We start from the raw sequence: 332 nt of genomic DNA, 5'->3' as shown, positions 1-332 counted from the left end.
CGAGTGAAGTTGTTAGTGCGACACCGGTTGCACCGGAAGGGGGCGCTTAATGAATGTTTTCCGTTGATGGAACAGAATACACGTTGAAATACAACACGAAAAAAGTGAAAACGATTGAAACCGTGACGAAAACAAGCATCATTGGTGAAATCACTAAAAATAATGGGGTTATGCCATATGCCACACTTGAAGCACTTTTTTCGTTTGCTTTGGTCGAGGAAACCACCGGATCGCCGGTAAGGCAGAAGCAGGCGACCGAAATGTTTGAAAAAGTTGTACAGGAAAATGGCTTAATCTCGGTCAATATGGCGATTGTGGAGAAGCTACAAGAC

The 332-nt window shown here is 44.0% G+C and carries 1 protein-coding gene; it reads left to right on the top strand.

The window, feature by feature from the left end:
- Window positions 1–53: 53 nt before the first annotated feature.
- Window positions 54–332 (top strand): segregation and condensation protein B (locus NIE88_RS22230; RefSeq protein ID WP_253065753.1); only part of this gene is annotated, 279 nt, incomplete at its 3' end.

Source organism: Sporolactobacillus shoreicorticis (genome assembly GCF_024125445.1).
GTDB classification, from domain to species: Bacteria; Bacillota; Bacilli; order Bacillales; family Sporolactobacillaceae; genus Sporolactobacillus; species Sporolactobacillus shoreicorticis.
The sequence above is the reverse complement of the archived record's forward strand: the minus strand, read 5'-3'. Positions and strand labels throughout refer to the sequence as shown.